The sequence below is a fragment of the Gordonia sp. NPDC003422 genome (assembly GCF_053588675.1).
Map to the genome: position 1 here is coordinate 41605 of NZ_JBSFQL010000023.1, position 18391 is coordinate 59995.

Here is an 18391-nt window from a genome sequence, read left to right on the forward strand (position 1 = left end):
CGGCGACCGTGGAGGCGGATGAGGGTCGTCGTCGAGGGCGGGTATCACAGTCGCGGTGATCAGTATGATTTCGTGTTCGGATTCCGGACACAGAGTCATACTGATGGCCGGCCCCTCTGGTCGGCACCGTCGTCACGGCCCAAACCCTGCGATCACGGACCCGAACCGCCACAAGAAGTCGGGGAAGAAACTCGTCCCCTACCCTTGGTGCCCTCCCCCAGAAATTTCTCGCGGACGACCACCAACCCCGGGGATGAAAGTTCTTCCCCTAGATTCCACAGGCAGGACGCTACTCAACCAGCAGGCGGGTTTTCGCAGGTCAGGAGGCCGAAGGCAGTACCCTTCGAATCAGTGTGCCGCGTCGTCCCAGGACCGACCGAAGCCAACCGACACCTCCAAGGGCACCGACAACTCGATGGCGCTACCCATCTCCTCACGTACCACGGCCTCGATCGCATCGCGTTCACCATTGGCCACTTCGACGACGAGCTCGTCGTGCACCTGCAGCAGCATGCGCGAATCGAGCTTCTCCGCGCGAACCCGCTTCTGCACGTTGATCATTGCAACCTTGATGATGTCTGCTGCAGTTCCCTGGATCGGCGCGTTGAGGGCCATGCGTTCGGCGGACTGTCGACGCTGCCAATTGTCGCTGTTGAGGTCGGGCAGGTATCGGCGACGACCGAAAAGCGTTGCGGTGTACTCGTTTCGGCGCGCTTCCGCCACAACGTTGTGCAGGTAGTCACGGACTCCGCCGAACCGGGCGAAGTACGCTTCCATCTGTTCCTTGGCCTCGTCGCGGGAGATCTTCAGCTGCGCGGCGAGCCCGAAGGCACTCAGCCCATACGCGAGGCCGTACGACATCGCCTTCACCCGGTGCCGCATCTCCGTGGTCACCTCGTCGATCGGGACGCCGAACGCCCGCGAACCCACGAAGTTGTGCAGGTCCTCCCCGGTGTTGAATGCCTCGATCAAGCCCGCGTCCTCGGACAGGTGCGCCATGATGCGCATCTCGATCTGGCTGTAATCGGCGGTCATCAGGCAGTCACTCCCGGCGCCGGTATCACCGGGCCCGCTCGCTGCGCTCCCGGCACCCACCACAAAACCCTGCCGGATCTCCCGGCCGGCCGCCGTGCGCACCGGGATGTTCTGCAGATTCGGCTCGGTCGACGACAGGCGACCCGTCGCGGCGATCGTCTGGTTGAACGTGGTGTGGATACGACCGTCGTCGGCGACGGATTTCAACAAACCGTCGACGGTGACCTTGAGTCGGGTTGCGTCGCGATGCTCCAGCAGATGCGCGAGGAACGGATGTTCGGTTTTCTCGTACAGCGCCTGCAACGCGTCGGCGTCGGTGGTGTAGCCGGTCTTGGTCTTCTTGGTCTTCGGCATGTCGAGCTTGTCGAACAGCACGGTCTGCAGCTGTTTGGGCGATCCGAGGTTGATCTGCTCGCCGATCACGTCGTAGGCAGCGTCCGCGGCGACGCGGATCCGTTCGGCAAAGTTCTCCTCGAGCTCCTCGAAATGTGCGACGTCGACCGCGATTCCGGCCGCCTCCAGATCGGCGAGCACAAACGCCAGCGGCAGCTCCATGTCGGTCAGCAGCGGCCGCGAGTCGATCCGGTCGAGCTCGGTGTCCAAGGTCTCGGCGAGTTCGGCAACCGCACGCGCCTCGAGCATGTGCTGTTCGGCCAATTTCGCGGCACCGCCGTCGTCGTCGAGGAGCGACAACTGTCCGTCGTCCGTGGCGGTGTCGTCGCGCAGTTCCCGCCGCAGGTAGCGCAATGCCAGATCGTCGAGGTTGAAGGTGCGCTGACCGGGCCGCACGATGTAGGCGGCCAGTGACGTGTCGCTGGTGACACCCGCAAGCGTCCAGCCACGCGACGCGAGTGCGTGGATCGCCCACTTCACTTCGTGCAGCGCCTTGCCGACGGTGTCGTCGGCCAGCCATGCGGCCAGCGCACGCTCGTCGTCGGGATCGACCGATGTCACATCGATGTAGGCCGACGTCCCGTCGGCAGCGGCGATCGCCAGCCCGGTGGGATCGGCCCCCACCACGACGTGCGGCGCGGTCACGGCGACTCCGCTGCGGCCGGTGCGGGCGTGTGTGGTCAGCCAGTCCGACACCTCACCCGGCGCCAGGATCGCGCCGTCGAGGTCGAATCCGGACTCTGCTTCTGGCTCAACAGAACTCAACGTCGAGAACAACCGGTCACGAAGGACTCGGAACTCGAGATCGTCGAAGAGCTGATGAATGCGGTCGCGGTCCCACCCGACGACGGCGAGCTCGTCGGGGGTGGCCGGCAACTGCATGTCCCGGACCAGTTCGGTCAGCTGACGGTTGGTCTGCACCGACGCGAGATGTGTGCGCAGGGCGTCGCCCACCTTGCCCTTCACCTCGTCGACGTGGTCGACGAGCGACGCAAGCGAACCGTACTCACGTATCCACTTCGACGCGGTCTTCTCCCCCACTCCGGGGATGCCGGGCAGGTTGTCACTTGGATCGCCGCGCAACGCCGCGTAGTCCGGATACTGGACCGGCGTGAGACCGTACTTCTTCTCGACCTCTTCCGGCGTGAAGCGGGTCAGGTCCGACACGCCTTTGCGGGGATAGAGAACAGTGATGCGCTCGTTGACCAGCTGCAGCGAATCGCGGTCGCCGGTGACGACGAGCACCGAGAATCCCTCCGCGTCGGCCTGGGTGGCCAGAGTCGCGATGATGTCGTCGGCCTCGTATCCCTCGATCGCCATCACCGGGATGCCCAGGGCGTCGAGAACCTCTTTGGTGAGGTCGACCTGCCCGTTGAACTCGTCGGGCGACTTGGATCGTTGCGCCTTGTACTCCGGGTACATCTCGGACCGGAACGTCTTGCGCGACACGTCGAAGGCTGCCGCAACGTGCGTCGGTTCTTCGTCGCGCAACAGGTTGATCAGCATCGACGTGAAGCCGTACACGGCGTTGGTGGTCTGCCCGCTCGCGGTCTTGAAGTTCTCCGCCGGAAGCGCGAAGAACGCCCGGTAGGCCAGGGAATGCCCGTCGAGGAGCATCAACACAGGTTTACGGTCGGCGCCCTTGCCACGCGTCGCGGATCGGGCGGGGCTGGAACTCTGCGCGGGACTCACCTCTCGAAGTCTAGTGATGGGCCCCGACAGCTCGGGCGCCCCACGCGACTTACGGCATAGGCCGATACATCAGCCACACCGTTGGACCGTCGAACGGCAGGACGACCTCCTCGGTCACCCGGAATCCGAACCGCTCGTACAGCGGCAGGTTGAGCTCATTGGAACTCTCCAGATACGCCGGCGCGTCGATCTGCGACAGCCGGTGTTCGAGCAGCGCAGTCCCTGCTCCGAGACCCGGAGCAGCGGCACCGAGTTGACCGAGATACCAGTGTGGCTCCTTCGGACGTCGTTTCATGAACTTCTGTTCAAGCGCGAACCCGCGACCGATCCGCGGCCCGAGGGCGCGGATGAACCACAACGAGGACATCACCTGCCCCTTGGCGCTGATCTTGTGTCCAGGTGGGTCCCATGCCGCCGCGCCGATGGTGGCGCCGTCGCGGACTGCGAGTTCCAGGGTGGAGGTCGGGCCGTGCACGTTGCGGAGCAGGGTGTGGAAGATCATCCGATGACGACTCGCATCGGGCTGTATCCACAGCATCACCGGATCGTCGGCGAAGGCCTGCGTGAGCACACGCTCAACGGTGTCGAGATCGTCCGCAGTTCGCACTGTGACATCAACCATGGCATCGACAGTACTCACGGCCACGGCGCGCGCCAGAGGTCACGCCACGCCGAGGTACGCCTCTCGTACCGCGTCGTCGACCAACAATTCCTTGCCGGGCCCCTCCTTGGTGATGGTCCCGGTCTCCATGATGTAGCCGCGGTCGGATCGGCTCAGCGCCTGCTGAGCGTTCTGTTCGACCAGCAGGACGGTGGTGCCATCGGCGTTGATCTGCGCGATGATCCGGAAGATCTGTTGAATCACCATGGGCGCCAACCCCATCGACGGTTCGTCGAGCAGCAGCAGGGTGGGCCGGGCCATCAACGCGCGACCGATTGCCAGCATCTGCTGCTCGCCGCCGGACATCGTGCCGCCGTACTGCTTGCGTCGCTCGCCCAGACGTGGGAACACGTCGAATACGTGGTCGAGCGCCTCTTTGTAGGCCGCCTTGTTGGGGAATTTCCTTCCGTAACAACCCATGTCGAGGTTTTCCAGGACGGTCATCCCGGGGAATATCCGACGCCCTTCTGGCACTTGGACGATGCCACGGGCAACCCGCTCGTGCGCCGACCACTTCGTGATCGATTCACCGTGGAACCGAATGTCTCCGGCGCTGAGTTTGTTGAGCCCGGAGACGCCGCGCATGGTGGTCGATTTGCCTGCCCCGTTGGCACCGAGCAGCGTGACGAGTTCACCCGCGTTCACGTGCAACGAAATACCGTGCAGGGCACGGATACGTCCGTAATGGATGACGACGTCGGTCAGTTCGAGCACCGGCGTCCCGGTGCTCGTGGCGTCCGCAGTCGTGGCGTCCGCCTCGACGGAGCTCGTTGTCGCGGATTCGTCGTGATCAGGCGATCTCGTCATCGGGAACTCCTAGGTAGGCGGCAACGACGGCGGGATTGTCACGCACGTCGCGAGGACTGCCCTCGGCGATCTTGCGTCCGAACTCCAGCACCACGATGCGGTCGGTCACACCCATGACCAGCCGCATGTCGTGCTCGATCAGCAGGATCGTGTATCCGTCGTCGCGAATCTTCTTGATCAGCCCCATCAGCGCCGTCTTCTCACTCGGATTGAAGCCGGCCGCCGGTTCATCGAGGCAGAGCAGTTTGGGTTCGGTCGCCAACGCACGCGCGATCTCAAGGCGGCGCTGATCACCGTAGGGCAGATTCGACGCCTTCTCGGCCGCACGAGGTCCGATGCCCACGAACTCCAGCAACGCCATGCCACGATCGACCGCGTCGCGTTCTTCGCGATAGTGACGTGGGGTGCGGAAGATTCCGCCGAACACCGACGTCTTGTGCCGGGCGTCGGTGCCGACACACACGTTCTCCAGCGCCGTCATCTCGCCCCACAGCCGCACGTTCTGGAACGTGCGTGCAATGCCACGCCGAGTAATCTTGTGCTGCTTGAGTTTTCCGAGGGGTGCCTGGTCAAAGGTGATGATTCCCTTGGTGGGCCGATACACACCGGTGATCGCGTTGAAGCAGGTGGTCTTGCCTGCACCGTTGGGTCCGATGAGTCCGAGGATCTCGCCCCTCTTGATGTCGAAGCTGATGTCGTCGAGTGCGGCAAGCCCACCGAACTCCACGGTGAGACCCTCGACCTTCAGTAGCGTCTCACCCTCTTCGGCAGCGATCTCGCGTTGCGGCGCAACAGCTTCGGCAACGGCTTCGGGATCGGCAAGAGCGGGGTCGACGTCTGCGGGGTTCACCACCACGGTGGCCTCGACGTCGGCCTGGGCTTCGGCCAGCTGTTCAGAGAGGTCCGGCGTCGGGGGCGTCTGCTCCGGCTCGTCGTCGGGGATGCGATGCGTCATGCGCGTGCCTCCTCGCTGCCCGACGGTGCGGGGTGTGGAGTGCGCCGTGCGACCGAGTACACCTGCCGACCGAAGGTGATCAATCGTGCTCGGGCCGGGAACAGCCCTTGCGGGCGGAAGATCATCAGCACCACGAGTGCGAGCCCGAAGAAGAGGTACTTGTATTCGCTCAGCGCCTGCCCGCCGACCTCGACACCCTGAACCCTCGCCGGCAGGTAGACGATGATGAACGCACCGGCGATGACCCCGAGCTTGTTTCCCTGACCGCCGAGGACCACGGCGCACAGGAACAGCATCGAGTTGATGACGGTAAATGCCTTGGGATCGATGTACTGGACTTGACCTGCATAGACAGCCCCAGACAGCCCACCGATTCCGGCCCCGATGACGAACGCCCAGAGCTTGTATTTGAAGGTCGGCACGCCCATGATCTCTGCGGCATCCTCATCCTCACGGATGGCGACCCACGACCGGCCGACGCGACTGCGCTCCAGATTTCCGACGACGATGAGCACGATGATCACCGCGACTATCCCGAGCCAGTACCACCACACGCCGTAGTTGAGGTCGGTGCTGTTGTTGGCGGTCGAGAACACACCGCCTGGGCTCTCGTCACTGCGGCCGAGTTCGGGGTACAGGACGCCCTGCAGGCCCGACGCCCCGTTGGTGACCTCGGTGAGATTGTCGGCGAGCAGTCGCACGATCTCACCGAAGCCCAGCGTGACGATGGCCAGGTAGTCACCGCGCACACGCAGCGTCGGCGTGCCCAGGATGAGCCCGGTGACACCGGTGATCACGATCGCGAGCGGAACACACGCAAGCCAGGCCCAGGGACCCGAGAAGAACCCATGGTCTGGGCTGTTCCACAGCGGACTTGACGGACTGGTCATCAGCGCAACGACGTAGGCACCCACTGCGTAGAAGCCGACGTAGCCGAGGTCGAGGAGGCCGGTTTGTCCGACCACCACGTTGAGTCCGATGGCAATGAGCGCGGTCATGGCAAATGTCGCCATGACCACTCCGAAGTTGGTGGCCGTCGTGGTGATCAGCGGCGGATTGATGACGGGCAGCAGCGCCAGGAGAAGGATCAATGGCGCACCGACCAGCCACTGCTGTACGCGCGGGAGTGCCTCCCACCACGTGCGGATCGCGTCGCCGAGTCCGTGGCGCTCGGGGGCCTGGGGCGTTGTCGTGCCGACCGGTTGCGTCGTCATACCCTCGCCTTTCCGAGCTTCTCACCCAGAATGCCCGTCGGACGGAACATCAGCACCAGGATCAGCAATGCGAAGGCCACCACGTCTTTCCATTGATTGCCGAACAGCACCGATCCGTAGTTCTCCATCACGCCGAGCAGCAGCCCACCCAGCAGAGCTCCGCGGACATTGCCGATGCCGCCGAGGACCGCGGCGCAGAACGCCTTGATGCCCAGGATGAACCCGCCATTGAAGATGATCCCGTTCGGGACACGCAGCGTGTAGAGCAGTGCTGCCGCACCGGCCAGAAGACCACCGATCAAGAAGGTGAGCAGAATGACCCGGTCCCGCGACACGCCCATGAGCAGGGCCGCATCCGGGTCCTGCGCCACCGATCGAATCCCGCGCCCTAGCCGGGTGTTGTTGATCATGAAGTCGGTGCCCAGCGCCAGAATCACGGCCGAGAAAATGATGACCATCGTCAGGTTGGTGACCGGGGCTCCGAAGATCGTGAACTGTTCGACCGGCGCGACCAAGCGAATTGTCGGCTGAGCCGACGAGCCGCCCAGCGGTGGCTCGACCGGGGCCTTCGGCAGCACGTAGTGCACGAATTCCTGCAAGACGAACGACATGCCGATGGCGGTGATGAGGAAGGCCAACGGCTTGGCGTTTCGCCGTCGCAGCGGCCGATAGGCCACGAACTCCAACCCCATGGCCGCACTGCCGGACACGATCATGCCGAACAGACCCGCCAGCACCAGATAGACCACCGTCATCAACGTGCCCTCGGCGTACGTGTTGCCGGACGGAGTGAATCCCAGCAGCAGCAATCCGACGTAGGTGCCGAACATGCCGAGCATGAAGACCTCGGAATGCGCGAAGTTGATGAGCCGCAAAACGCCGTAGACAAGCGTGTAACCGACCGCCACCAGGGCGTACACGGAGCCGTACGTCAGGCCCTCGATGGTCAGATACCAGAAGCTGTCGACAAGCGATCCGACGTCGAATCCAATGGTCGACGCCACCGCTGTTGTCGTCTCGGCCACCAGGTAGGTGGTGGTCATTCGTCCCCTTCAGCCGTCATCGTTCACGGGTGTACTTCACAAACACTCGGTGCGCCCGAACGCCGGTGGGCGGCACGGACGCACCGAGTGTTTGGTTGATGCGTTACTTGACCTCGTACACCCAGATCAGCGATGTCGAGAGCTCGCCGTTGGTCTGCCACGAGTACTGACGCGCAAGACCCGCGCCCTTGTATTGCCCGATGTACTGCAGGAGCTTCGGTCGGGTGGTGTTGCCCTCCTCGATGCCCTTCATCATGATGGCCGCGATGTCGTAGGCCTCGACGGAGTAGACGCCCGGAGCCTGGTTGAACGCCGACTGGTACTCCTGCGCGAACTGCGAGGGAGCAGGACCACACGGGCACGACAGGTAGGCACCCTTCGCCGAGTCGCCCGCCTGCGCGGTGAACTGCGGATCGTTGGCACCGTCACCCGACACGAAGGTCACGTTCGGGGCTGCGGTCTTCAGCTGCTGTGCGAGCGGCGCTGCCTCCGCGTAGTACCCCGCGTAGAACACCGCATCCGGTTGTGCCGCTGTAACTTTCGAGATGACCGCCGAGAAATCGCGCTCACCCTTCTTCACATCGCCGGAGCAACTGGCGTCGGCCTTGGCGCCCAGCGCCTCGGTCACCGCATTCTCCAGGCCCGCGCCGTAGTCGGTGTCGTCCTTGATGACGCACACCTTTTGCTTGCCGAGCTTGCCGGTCAGGTAGTTGGCGACGGCGGGACCCTGCACGTCATCGTTCGCCAGCCCGCGGAAGAAGGTCTTCCAGCCGTTTCCAGTGAGGCCCGGATTGGTGGCCGACGCCGTCACCGACACCAGCCCGGCCTGATTGAAGATGCCGCCGGTCGCCTTGGTCTCGCCCGAGAAGGCAGGACCGATCAGTCCGATGATCGAATCATCGTTGGTGATCTGCGGGGCTACCTGAGTTGCCTTCTGCGGATCGCCTTCGGTGTCGAAGGTCTTCAACGTGATCTGGCAGTTCGGGTTGGCCTTGTTGTGCTGGTCGACGGCCAGTTGAGCGCCGTACTTGATGTTGATGCCCAGAGCCGCATCGGCACCCGTGAGGGCACCGGCCATCGCGATGGTCGCGGGCGCACAGGTCTGGCCGCCGGGTTCGGCGGGATTGAGCGCGTTAGCCTCCTGTACCGCGGGCTGTTCCTCGCCTGCGGTATTGATCTGGGCCACAGGCGAGATCGTCAGTCCGGAGCCGGCAGATCCACTGGATTCAGATCCCGAATCCGTGGATTTGCTACTACATGCCGAAACGGCGAGTACAGCTGCCAGCGTCGTCGCCAGTGCAACTGTCGTCACGCGACGGTGCATTGTTCAGTACCTCTCTCCAAGAGCCGGCCCGACCCCGCGGTCGAGAGATCTGCTGAGCAGACCTTGAGAAAACATAGACCGCCCAAGCGCTGGGTGCGATGGATTGGGCGCAAACTCCCACGACAAACGCGGTGAGGTTTTCCCAGAATTTACGAGGCTCGCAATTCGCTCAGCCCTGGGGACCGAGCGTCTCCACGACGACTTGCGCCACCGCCTTCATCGTCGTCCGACGATCCATCGCTGCACGCTGAATCCACTTGAACGCCTCGGGTTCGGACAAGCCCTGCTTCTCCATCAGCAGACCCTTGGCTCGTTCGACGACCTTGCGTGTCTCCAGACGATCGTTGACCGTCGCGACTTCACGTTCGAGCATCTTGAGTTCTTGGTAGCGACTTACCGCGACCTCGATCGCCGGGACCAGATCGGCCTTGGTGAACGGCTTCACCAGATACGCCATCGCGCCGGCGTCGCGAGCCTTCTCGATGAAATCGCGCTGACTGAATGCCGTCAGCATCACCACGGGCGCCAGTCGTTTCTGCGCGATCTCGGTGGCCGCGTCGATCCCGTCGCGGATCGGCATCTTGATGTCCATGATCACCAAGTCGGGACCCAGGCTCTCGGTGAGTTCGACGGCCGCCTGACCGTTGGGCGCCTCCCCCACGACGTCGTACCCCTCTTCGCGAAGCATCTCGATGAGGTCCATCCGAATCAGCGAGTCGTCCTCGGCGACGAGCACCTTGTGTGCCGTCGTCGCACCGTCGGCATGTGCCTTGACGCTGTCGGTCACCGTCACTTCCCCTCCTCGATGTCGGCGACCCCGCAGGTCGGGCCGCCGAGCATGGCCCGGCAGCACGGAGGTCGATGGTGGCAGAGTACCGGGTGACGTGCCCACCGGCCGATCATCTAGAGTTGGCTGTTGCAACCGACACCGTCGCGCGCACGCCCTCGTAGCCCAATTGGCAGAGGCAACGGATTCAAAACCCGTACAGTGTGAGTTCGAGTCTCACCGAGGGCACCACCTGACCAGCGAATATTGCTGCTGGTCAACGGCTTACCGGGAGCGCTCAGGCTCCCCCGCCTGACGCCTTTGACGACATTTTGACTACATTCGTCGCGATTACCGACGTCTGACGCTCGTCGTGAGCGTCGGCGACCGACTCGGCATCGCGGTCGAACAGGTCGGCGTAGGTATCCAGCGTCATCGTGGCCGACTTGTGGCCCAGCATCCTCTGCACCACCTTCACGTTCGCGCCGACCGAGACCGCGAGCGAGGCAGCAGTGTGGCGCAGGTCGTGGGGCGTCACCCTGGGGAACTCGGGCGTCGTCAGCTCGACGTCGGGCGACGCCTTGCGCTCCTTGGCCCGGGCCTCGTCTGCAGCGGTCTGGCAGCGAGCGACCGCACCGCTGAACCACGTGTTGGCCCCGGGTGACTTCGCATATCCGCCGCGCGCTGCCGGGAACACGATGTCATCGCGGCCCTTGCCCTGACAGACGACGCTCAGCGGCTCGACGAGGAACTTGGGGAAGTGGATAGTCCGCCGTTCGTGGGTCTTGGGCGTGCCGACGATGATTTCACCACCGACGTTGACCGCGTTCCGACGCACGTGCAGGCGTCGGCTGAGCATGTCGACGTCCGCAACGTGCAGACCCGCCAGCTCCCCCCACCGCAGGCCGCAGTAGCCCAGTAGCAGCAGGATCACGGCCTTGTCGTCTCCCGCGCGGCCATCCGACGCCGCCTCCGAGAGCTGCCAGAGCTGCGCCTCGGTGAGGTAGCTGTGCTCTCGGGCCTCCTTGCGGGGCAGCTTGACGCCCCGCGCCGGGTTCATGACGAGTCGACGGTCTCGCACGGCCTCATCGAGGATCCCGGCGAGTACGTCGAGAGCACGACGGATCGTGACGGCCCCGCTGCCCTTCTTCGTGACCTTGCCCTCCCTGTCGGTGACCATGCGGCCCATGTCGACCACCCACGACTGCACTGCACTGTTACGGACGTCGGCGATCTTGACCCGGCCCCACTTGGGTTCGACGTGGATGCGCCACGCGATCTCCTCGACGTGGCGTGAACTGGGCTTGAGGTGAGCACGCCGCGCGAGCCAGTCGGGACCCAGCTCCCCGATGGTCACCCGAGAATCGGCGGGGTCGACGTACTCGCCACGCAACTTCGAGACGTGCGTGGTGGCCGCGAAGTTCTCGGCGTCGCGCTTGGTCAGGAACCCCCGTCGAGTCGTCAGGCGGCGATCCGGCGTCCGGTACTGCACGCGCCAACGGTCGCCCTTGGCGGTCGCGTACTTCTTGATGCTGGCCATATCTACTGCCCTCCGTTGTCGCTGCTGTCGGCCTTGTACCAGTCGCGCGCGAGGAACCCCCGGCGCTTGGCCTCCCTGATCCACTTGTCGACGGTGGGCTTCGAGGCGTGCAGCTCACGCCCGACGTACTCGCGCGGTGACTCGCCGACTTCCAGCGCCGCAATGAGCAGTCCCGCCACCTGCCGGTAATGGTCGTCGTCGAGCTTGTTCCCCCTGCCTCCCGTCGACCGTTCGGGGCGCAGGTCCAGCGTCGGGTCGTTGACCTCGGCAATCGTCGTGATGAGGCCATCCCCGCGCGCCTCGAACTTGGCCGCAGCCGCAGCGAGTCGGCGCACGGGAATCTGTCGGACGTTCATCGGGTCAATCTCGGCGGCATCGTCGGGCGAGACCATGCGCAACTCGACGAGACGCGGCGCGCTGCCCTGCTGTGTCGTGACTCGCACCTGGTAGCGGTGCGCGTGGCCGACGAGCCTGACCTCGATCAATCCGTCGTCGTTGCGGGTGACGCTCTCGACGTCTCCCTTGATGGGTTCTGTGTTGTAAGTGGTGCTCACGTAAACAGTATGACACTTTGCCCTAGCAATTGTCCTCATTGCCGAGCAATGTAGTTCGCATGACAGCAACAGACACCCGCCGCTCACCCGCAGCACCCGAAGAACTCTGGACCCCGAAGCAGACCGCGAGCTACCTCAACACCACGGAGGGGACGCTCAGCACGGAGCGGTATCTCGGACGGGGCCTGCCCTACGTCAAGATCGGACGCCGCGTGCGATACCGCGCCTCCGACGTCCGCGCCTACATCGACGCGCACGTCGAGACTCCCGGCGAAAATCGCTGACGCGCAACCGTTTACATGGAGCAGCGCCCCGGGAGATCGAGGAGCCGGGGCGCTGCAGAAAGGTCGACATGACGACCACCAAGGGCGACGAGCCCACCGCCCAGTCTAGTGCAGAAACCCGGCGCGTTTACGGTGCCGACCTGCCTCGGGACCACCCCGACTACAACCCGTTTGACCATGGCAAGCTACCCAAGCGCGAGCACGAGGACGACTGCGCAGCGGATGCCTTGAAGCGTCGACAGGATCGCTGGCGCGGACATAGGTACGACGTCGCACTGCTCAACGATCCCCAGGTCGGGTGGCAGTACGACCTCGCCGCGAATCTCCGCCGTCGCGACGCTCGACGCGACCCGGTGAAGGCCGCGCCGACGCTCATGTTCACCGGGGCCGACGCTGTGAACGTCGACGCCACCGATGCGGAGCTGTGCGCCCTGGTTCCGCTGAGCGACAACGAGATTGCGAGCCTCAAGCAGCGCGCCGAGGCGGTACGACGTGCGACCGTGAAGCGGATCGACGACGAGGCCCGCCGAATCGTCAACCAGCACAACACCTCAGTCGAGCGGCCTTGTGCGCTCAGCCTGAGCGATCTGTTGGCCCAACCCGACGAGGACGCCACCTACCGGATCGGCGACGTGTGGCCGACAGGTGGCCGCATCCTGCTGGCCGCGCAATTCAAGGCCGGGAAGTCGACGATGGTCGGCAACGTCATCCGCACGCTCGTCGACGGGGGCAAGTTCCTCGACAAGTTCGACACCGCGCCGGTCCAGCGAGTCGCACTGATCGACACCGAACTCGACCCCCGCACGCTGCGCCGATGGCTGCGCGACCAGCGGATCGTCAACACCGACGCGGTGACCGTCCTGCCGCTGCGCGGTGCTGTGTCGTCGTTCGACATTCTCAGCGCGGCAACACGGTCGGAGTGGGCGGCACAGCTCGCAGATGCCGACGTCGTGATACTCGACTGCCTTCGTCCCATTCTCGACGCTCAGGGCCTGTCAGAGGACAAGGACGCGGGCCGCGTGCTCGTCGCCTTCGATGAACTGCTGGCCGAGATCGGCGCAGACGAGGGCATGGTGGTCACGCACATGGGTCACCAGAACGAGCGCGCACGCGGTGACTCGCGCCTGCTCGACTGGAACGACGCCATGTGGAAGATCGTCCGCGATGGAGACGAGACAGACGACGATGGCACACGGCCCCGGTACTTCTCCGCGCTCGGTCGCGATGTGTCGCTGCCCGAGGGTCGCCTCTCGTTCGACACAGCTTCACGCCGACTCAGCTACGCCGATGGCAACCGCCGCGAGTCGGTCACCAATGAGGCCGTCGAAAAGCTCCTCGCACTCATCCACGAGTCCCCGGGAACCCTGTCAAAGAACGCCGCCGAGGAACGTCTGCGCGGTGATGGCATCTCGCAGAACACAGCTCGCGCCGCCATCAAGTCGGCGCTCGCGAGCAACGCGGCGAGGGTCGAGACAGGTTCTCGCGGGGCGCATTTCCTGCACCCCGGGGCCGACACCTTCACGATTGCGCAGGAGGTCGAATGATGGCCAGTTCGTCAGCTCGTCACAGCTCGTTAGAACGAACTAACGAAGTGCTCAGTCCAGCTCGTCAGCTCGTCTATAGGGACGAGCTGAGCTGGACGTCCGACCTGACGGGGTGGAGAGGGGTCCAGCTCGTTACTCCACGAAGTCGACCCGACCCCGCATCTACGGGGAGGCGGTGGGAGCTGCGTAGAAGCCGCGTGACCCGCAGATGATGACGAAATCCTGACAAAAACATGACACCGACTTGACACCGCACCCGTGGGCCTCGGCGGGAGCAGTGCGAACGACAACACCGACCACCAACACAACGAGGAGACCCCAGATGATCGAGAACCACAGCAGCGTCGAGCAGATGATCCTGGACGCACTGCAGTCCTACCCCGAGGGCGAGATGGTGCCGTGGGCACGCATCCGCGACACCCTGCCTGCCGGGTTCTGGCTGCGCCTGACCGCACTCGGCGCGCTCGTCGAACACGGCGACGTCGAGACCGTGAAGGTCCGAGGCCGTAACTACATCGCCCGCGCCGACTCGTTCAGCCGAGCGGCGTATCGGGCAGCAGGTAGCAGCGCCTTGGTGCTCGCATGAGCGCGCCGCGTCCCGATCCGATCAAGCCCGTCCGTAGCTCGACCAAGGAGACAACGCCGTGAGCAACCCCCGCCAGAACGCCCCCGACGCCGCCGAGCGCGAGCGCGCCCATGAAGCCCTCAAGCTGCGCACGGCGGGCCTGCAGTGGTCCGAGATTGCCGAGCGCGTGGGCTACACCGACGAGTCGGGACCCCGACACGCCGTGAACCGCCTGCTGTCCCGCCAGGAGGCCGAAAGCGTCGAGACCTACCGCGAGGTGGAGCGGCGTCGGCTGGAACTGGTCATGCGCGGACACATCGCCGCCGCCGTGTCGGGTGACGTCAACGCGGCCAACGTCGTGCTGCGAACCCACGACCGCATCTCGAAGTTGTTCGGACTCGACGCGCCCCAGCAGGTCGAGATCAACCCGCCCGTCAGTGATACCGAGTTCGCCACGCGCATGGCCGAAATCCTCAGCGTGCTCGACCCGCGCACCCTTCGCCAGGCGTTGGAGGGACTTCCCGGGTTGTCCACCGCTCTCCTCAACGCTCCCGGCCTTTCCGCACTGCCCGAGGGTGACGACACCCGCGAGCGGTTCTATCCCGGGAGCGTGGCGCTGAGCGACGACATGCACCCCTGCCCGACGCCTGAGGAGTGGTGCAACCCGTGAGATCGACTGTCACCCAACGGATAACAACACAACTGAGAGGTCTTATCCCCATGAGCACCAGCTACCGAACCCGACGCGAGTACGCCTTCACGCCCCCGCCCGAATACACCCAGGACGAGCTTCGGAACCGCCGCCGCAAGCGCCTCACGCACGTGTACGGTGGCGCGTTCAGTCTCGCCGATGAGGTCGACGCCATCGTGTCCCCGCTTGCTCAGCGAGTCGCCGCCCAGCCCCGACCCCTGGCCTTCAAGCATGGCGTCGAGGACGTCGTCAACGCGGTGTGTGGTGCGGTGTCGACTATCGCCACGCTGCTCATCGAACGGGATGCCCATCGCCGTACTGCACACCTTCCGGTGTCGGCACGCGCCCAGGCAGAGAAGGCACTGGTCACGGTCGCCCAGCGGCCCGTCGAGCCCCACATCGAACGTGAGGACGTCATCGGCGGTGAATGGGCGGCGGTGCTCGTCGAGTACGCCGACGCCTTCACCGCGCCCCTGGCCGACTACCTCGGGAACGCCCGACCCCCGGGCACTCTGCGGGGTCTGCTGTCGGTGAGTGAACGCCTCGAAGCTGTGTTGAGGGAGATTGATTCTGCAGCAATGAGTCTCGGGCGCAAGATCAGCCAGTTCGAGAACGCACGCGGCGACTCGACCCCCAGCGCGCCCGACGATGCCGACGCCGCGCGTCAGGTGCTCGACGATCTGGGCATCCCCCACTGACCAACCGGCGATGGTGGGCGCGTGATGGGAGTTCCGCTCCTCACCATATCGGCGTTCGGGGCGGGGGCCTGGTTACGGACCGCCCCGCCCCGAACGTCGTCGAACATCTCCAACGAGAGGACTGCACACCCATGAAGGTCGACAAGCGGACCCGCGACCGGTTCGCGACCGCTATCCACGAATCTGCCCATGCCGTCGTCGCAACGCTGCTGGGCGGCGAGATAACCCACGCACGGCTGACACCTCGCGATCCGGCTTCCCTTGGCCATTGCGAGTACGCGACCCTGCCCGACGAGCACCGCGACGCCGTGACCTACGCGGGAGCGTATGCCGAGGCACGGTGGCGGTACGGTCCGCGCCTGGACCTGCGGCACATCCGCGCGGTGCTGCGCACCCACGCCTCCGACGCTGCTGTGCTCACCGCGTCGGTCGATGGCCTGCCGCGCCACGTCGAGCCGCTGATCGAAAGGTCGTGGGCCTCGACGCTCTCACTCGCGCACGTCATGTTCCTGACGTTGGAGATCGACGCCGCCCGCGTCGACGCCGCGCTGTGCCTGCCGACCGATCCTGAGCTGCGGGCAGCGCACCTCGCGAGCATCCGCATGGGATCGACCCCGGGCGCGTTCACGATCACGCCCCGACTCAGCGGGTAGCGTCGGCGTCGACGCGCATGGTGCGCGTCATGGGTTGGCGCGGTGACCTCCGTTGACGGGTCTCCCGACTCACTGCCGCCCCGGTCCGCCGCCCGAGCGAGAGGCCATTCTCGTTCAACTGGACCGGGGCGGTGCCATGTCTGCATCGCCGTGTCCTGGCAGGCGTTGTCCGACGTCCTCGATACGATCTGCTGCCGTGGCCTCTGACAAAACCAAACACGTCTTCATCTCATACGTTCGCGAAGACAGCGATCGCGTAGACAACCTCTGCAGCTCATTGGAGAGCGCAGGAATTCCGTACTGGCGTGACCGGACCTCGCTTGCACCTGGTGACGCGTGGAGGCAGAAGATTCGCGAGGCGATCCAATCGGGGGCACTCGTCTTCCTTGCCTGCTTCTCTGAGAACTCGGTTGCAAAAGACAAGTCGTACATGAACGAGGAACTCACGCTCGCTGCCGAGGAGTTCCGGCTGCGTCCGCCAGATCGACCGTGGCTGCTACCCATCAGGTTCGATGAAGTGGAGATCCCATATTGGGACCTCGGCGCGGGTCGATCCATCAATGACTACAACCGCTCCGACCTGTTCGGCGGCAACTATGGTCCCCATCTTGTTGCGCTCATCCAGCAGATCAACGGGCTTCTTGGGAAACCAGATAGCGCTGTCACTGACGCACGTGAGGCGATAGCGAGGGCGTCGTCGCAAGAACGACCACGTCGGTTTCAGGAACTCACCAAGAATCTCTTGCTCGACCCGTCACGTCGAATCGAGCTCGACGACATCGTCAATCAGGAGACTCGGCGCGTACTCGCCGAGTTGTCGGACACCGAAAAGTTCCCAATCACGGGAAGCACGGGTGATAGCGAGGCCTTACTCATCGAATTCGTCGGTCAGGCACAACGCACTTGGGGGCTCGTTGAACCATTGTGCTGGTCGCTGCAAGTTGCGGCGAGATACGCCGATTCCGATGCTTTGACTCCTTGGGTCTCGGCGATGCGGAGTATCGCGTCCTTCGGAGAGAAGCCAGAGGGCGGACTAACCACCCCAATCCACCTCCGTCGGCTACCAGCGCTTTGTCTCGCCGAGACTGTTGCTGTCGCTGCTGTAGCCGCAGAGCGGTGGTCCAATCTGAGATCGCTTCTCATCGGGCCACGGATCAGCATCAATGGCTACTCAGATCGTCGGTCCCTCGTTGACGTGATTGCCCAGTATCGCCCCTTCGAGACGAGCGACATAGTCGCGCATGTGCTCGCCCACGCAAGTAGCGAGCCCGATGCGGGAATCCCCGCAGCTGTTGAGGCCAGCCGCAAGGTCAAATTGCACACCCCGGTCTCCGACTGGATGTTCCGCAGCTTGAAGCCCATCTTCGAGCACCAGTTTTCGGACGAGACCGAGTATGCCGACGCTTTCGACCGAGCCGAATGCTTCCTGGGCGCCCTGGAGCAGTTCGAGAACATCGCCATGTCCGAGAAGCACGATCGGTACCTGAGCCGGGCTTCATGGTATGGCCGATCTACTTGGCGGCTGCGCGGGTCACGAAGCCCCCTCGATGACATGCTCGATGAGGCCCAGTCTGAAGGTGCGGATTGGGGACCACTGCGCGCAAAGCTCTTCGATGGCAGTTCTGACGCCGCGATCAGAGCGATCGAGACCTACAAAGAATCGTATGACGAGGTCCGGGGCCGACGCTGGTGAGCGTGATATCGACTCCTTCGTGCTCCGAAACTGTGGACCTCGACCACGCGTTCGATTGACGACCGTCTGACTACCGTTTGACTACAGGCTGCGCTGAGACTCGTTGACGTGCGTTGAACTCGCTTGACGTGAAAACAGCAGAGACGCAGTGGTTCTCGCCGGAGTGACGAGGTCGCTGCGCCTCTGCATTAGAGTTCGAGTCTCACCGAGGGCACCATGAAACCCCTGTTCAGCGGGGTTTTCTGCTCGCCACCCGACAACATGAAATGCCGGGTCATC

At 64.3% G+C, this 18391-nt stretch carries 17 protein-coding genes and 1 tRNA gene; 8 read left to right on the forward strand and 10 right to left on the reverse strand.

Features of this window, described 5'->3' with window-relative positions:
• Positions 1 to 348: 348 nt before the first annotated feature.
• The 8 genes from polA to ACWDTF_RS18645 form a co-directional block, all read right to left on the reverse strand.
• Complete coding sequence (gene polA, locus ACWDTF_RS18610; RefSeq protein WP_449754819.1) at positions 349 to 3120, reverse strand: DNA polymerase I; 2772 nt, start codon at positions 3118 to 3120, stop codon at positions 349 to 351.
• Positions 3121 to 3169: 49 nt separating this feature from the next.
• The gene (locus tag ACWDTF_RS18615) at positions 3170 to 3742 is read right to left on the reverse strand and encodes a GNAT family N-acetyltransferase (RefSeq protein WP_449754820.1); all 573 of its coding nucleotides are present in this window, start codon (positions 3740 to 3742) and stop codon (positions 3170 to 3172) included.
• Positions 3743 to 3781: 39 nt separating this feature from the next.
• Positions 3782 to 4588 (reverse strand): ABC transporter ATP-binding protein, encoded by an 807-nt coding sequence (locus ACWDTF_RS18620; protein ID WP_449754821.1) that lies wholly within the window; start codon positions 4586 to 4588, stop codon positions 3782 to 3784.
• A complete protein-coding gene (locus ACWDTF_RS18625; protein WP_449754822.1) occupies positions 4572 to 5543 on the reverse strand; it encodes an ABC transporter ATP-binding protein in 972 nt (323 codons plus the stop codon). The genes ACWDTF_RS18620 and ACWDTF_RS18625 overlap by 17 nt, the downstream gene beginning before the upstream one ends.
• On the reverse strand, positions 5540 to 6757 hold the full coding sequence (locus tag ACWDTF_RS18630; RefSeq protein ID WP_449754823.1) for a branched-chain amino acid ABC transporter permease: 1218 nt from the start codon (positions 6755 to 6757) through the stop codon (positions 5540 to 5542). Before ACWDTF_RS18630 ends, ACWDTF_RS18625 begins: the two co-directional genes overlap by 4 nt.
• Positions 6754 to 7800, reverse strand: coding sequence for a branched-chain amino acid ABC transporter permease (locus ACWDTF_RS18635; protein ID WP_240855691.1), 1047 nt, complete (start codon positions 7798 to 7800; stop codon positions 6754 to 6756). Before ACWDTF_RS18635 ends, ACWDTF_RS18630 begins: the two co-directional genes overlap by 4 nt.
• A gap of 103 nt (positions 7801 to 7903) precedes the next feature.
• Entirely contained in the window at positions 7904 to 9124 is a 1221-nt protein-coding gene (locus ACWDTF_RS18640) for a branched-chain amino acid ABC transporter substrate-binding protein (protein WP_240855693.1), read from the reverse strand.
• 169 nt (positions 9125 to 9293) lie between these two features.
• A complete protein-coding gene (locus tag ACWDTF_RS18645) occupies positions 9294 to 9917 on the reverse strand; it encodes an ANTAR domain-containing response regulator (RefSeq protein WP_240855695.1) in 624 nt (207 codons plus the stop codon).
• Positions 9918 to 10065: 148 nt separating this feature from the next.
• On the opposite strand from ACWDTF_RS18645, the gene ACWDTF_RS18650 reads away from it, so the two are divergent.
• A tRNA-Leu gene (locus ACWDTF_RS18650) sits at positions 10066 to 10142 on the forward strand.
• A 46-nt stretch (positions 10143 to 10188) separates the two neighbouring features.
• Here ACWDTF_RS18650 and ACWDTF_RS18655 read toward each other — a convergent pair.
• Together ACWDTF_RS18655 and ACWDTF_RS18660 are read right to left on the reverse strand one after the other, a co-directional pair.
• Complete coding sequence (locus ACWDTF_RS18655) at positions 10189 to 11430, reverse strand: tyrosine-type recombinase/integrase (RefSeq protein ID WP_449754824.1); 1242 nt, start codon at positions 11428 to 11430, stop codon at positions 10189 to 10191.
• A 2-nt stretch (positions 11431 to 11432) separates the two neighbouring features.
• Positions 11433 to 11984: a hypothetical protein gene (locus ACWDTF_RS18660; protein WP_449754825.1), complete on the reverse strand. Its 552-nt coding sequence runs from the start codon at positions 11982 to 11984 to the stop codon at positions 11433 to 11435.
• A gap of 59 nt (positions 11985 to 12043) precedes the next feature.
• Between ACWDTF_RS18660 and ACWDTF_RS18665 the strand changes: the two genes are divergently transcribed.
• From ACWDTF_RS18665 to ACWDTF_RS18695, 7 genes are all read left to right on the forward strand, one after another.
• Positions 12044 to 12268: a helix-turn-helix domain-containing protein gene (locus tag ACWDTF_RS18665; RefSeq protein ID WP_449754826.1), complete on the forward strand. Its 225-nt coding sequence runs from the start codon at positions 12044 to 12046 to the stop codon at positions 12266 to 12268.
• Between the two features lie 68 nt (positions 12269 to 12336).
• Positions 12337 to 13812 carry an AAA family ATPase gene (locus ACWDTF_RS18670; protein WP_449754827.1) on the forward strand — a complete coding sequence of 492 codons (1476 nt, stop codon included), beginning with the start codon at positions 12337 to 12339 and terminating at the stop codon, positions 13810 to 13812.
• 322 nt (positions 13813 to 14134) lie between these two features.
• Positions 14135 to 14398 carry a hypothetical protein gene (locus tag ACWDTF_RS18675; RefSeq protein ID WP_449754828.1) on the forward strand — a complete coding sequence of 88 codons (264 nt, stop codon included), beginning with the start codon at positions 14135 to 14137 and terminating at the stop codon, positions 14396 to 14398.
• Positions 14399 to 14456: 58 nt separating this feature from the next.
• Positions 14457 to 15047 (forward strand): hypothetical protein, encoded by a 591-nt coding sequence (locus ACWDTF_RS18680; RefSeq protein WP_449754829.1) that lies wholly within the window; start codon positions 14457 to 14459, stop codon positions 15045 to 15047.
• A gap of 50 nt (positions 15048 to 15097) precedes the next feature.
• Positions 15098 to 15766, forward strand: coding sequence for a hypothetical protein (locus ACWDTF_RS18685; protein ID WP_449754830.1), 669 nt, complete (start codon positions 15098 to 15100; stop codon positions 15764 to 15766).
• Positions 15767 to 15897: 131 nt separating this feature from the next.
• Complete coding sequence (locus ACWDTF_RS18690; protein ID WP_449754831.1) at positions 15898 to 16419, forward strand: hypothetical protein; 522 nt, start codon at positions 15898 to 15900, stop codon at positions 16417 to 16419.
• A 196-nt stretch (positions 16420 to 16615) separates the two neighbouring features.
• Positions 16616 to 18112, forward strand: a complete 1497-nt coding sequence (locus ACWDTF_RS18695) for a toll/interleukin-1 receptor domain-containing protein (protein ID WP_449754832.1) — start codon at positions 16616 to 16618, stop codon at positions 18110 to 18112.
• Positions 18113 to 18391 lie beyond the last annotated feature (279 nt).

Bases quoted from the DNA above. Each gene is read 5' to 3' on its own strand.
- ACWDTF_RS18615 (WP_449754820.1), bottom strand. From the start codon at position 3,742: ATGGTTGATGTCACAGTGCGAACTGCGGACGATCTCGACACCGTTGAG.
- ACWDTF_RS18655 (WP_449754824.1), bottom strand. From the start codon at position 11,430: ATGGCCAGCATCAAGAAGTACGCGACCGCCAAGGGCGACCGTTGGCGC.
- ACWDTF_RS18635 (WP_240855691.1), bottom strand. From the start codon at position 7,800: ATGACCACCACCTACCTGGTGGCCGAGACGACAACAGCGGTGGCGTCG.
- ACWDTF_RS18630 (WP_449754823.1), bottom strand. From the start codon at position 6,757: ATGACGACGCAACCGGTCGGCACGACAACGCCCCAGGCCCCCGAGCGC.
- ACWDTF_RS18690 (WP_449754831.1), top strand. From the start codon at position 15,898: ATGAAGGTCGACAAGCGGACCCGCGACCGGTTCGCGACCGCTATCCAC.
- ACWDTF_RS18625 (WP_449754822.1), bottom strand. From the start codon at position 5,543: ATGACGCATCGCATCCCCGACGACGAGCCGGAGCAGACGCCCCCGACG.
- ACWDTF_RS18665 (WP_449754826.1), top strand. From the start codon at position 12,044: ATGACAGCAACAGACACCCGCCGCTCACCCGCAGCACCCGAAGAACTC.
- ACWDTF_RS18675 (WP_449754828.1), top strand. From the start codon at position 14,135: ATGATCGAGAACCACAGCAGCGTCGAGCAGATGATCCTGGACGCACTG.
- ACWDTF_RS18640 (WP_240855693.1), bottom strand. From the start codon at position 9,124: ATGCACCGTCGCGTGACGACAGTTGCACTGGCGACGACGCTGGCAGCT.
- ACWDTF_RS18620 (WP_449754821.1), bottom strand. From the start codon at position 4,588: ATGACGAGATCGCCTGATCACGACGAATCCGCGACAACGAGCTCCGTC.
- ACWDTF_RS18685 (WP_449754830.1), top strand. From the start codon at position 15,098: ATGAGCACCAGCTACCGAACCCGACGCGAGTACGCCTTCACGCCCCCG.
- ACWDTF_RS18670 (WP_449754827.1), top strand. From the start codon at position 12,337: ATGACGACCACCAAGGGCGACGAGCCCACCGCCCAGTCTAGTGCAGAA.